Origin of the sequence: Paraburkholderia sp. SIMBA_027 (assembly GCF_046535315.1) — a bacterium.
In the GTDB taxonomy this organism is placed as follows: Bacteria; Pseudomonadota; Gammaproteobacteria; order Burkholderiales; family Burkholderiaceae; genus Paraburkholderia; species Paraburkholderia tropica.
Window position 1 is genome coordinate 1 of sequence record NZ_JAWRWY010001286.1, and the last position, 248, is coordinate 248.

Consider the following 248-nt stretch of genomic DNA (forward strand, 5'->3'; position numbering starts at 1 on the left):
CGGCCTTCCCGGGCGCCTGATCGGCAGGCGCTGCGGCGCGTCCGGCCAGCACTTCGTAGGCGGATTCGCGGTCGATGGCCTTGTCATATTTGGCCGACATGGGACTGCCCTGGCGCAAGGCCTGGCGCTCGGCGTCGGTGGCCGGCCCGATGCGGCTGGCCGGCGGCACGATCCAGGCGCGCTCCGTCGGCATCGGCCGGCCCTTGGCATCCAGCAGCGACACCAGCGCTTCGCCCACGCCTAGTTCG

The 248-nt window shown here is 72.6% G+C and carries 1 protein-coding gene; it reads right to left on the reverse strand.

Annotated elements, in window-relative coordinates:
- The coding region (locus SB764_RS43295; RefSeq protein WP_410867208.1) for a helicase HerA-like domain-containing protein at positions 1 to 248 on the reverse strand (248 nt) is incomplete at both ends.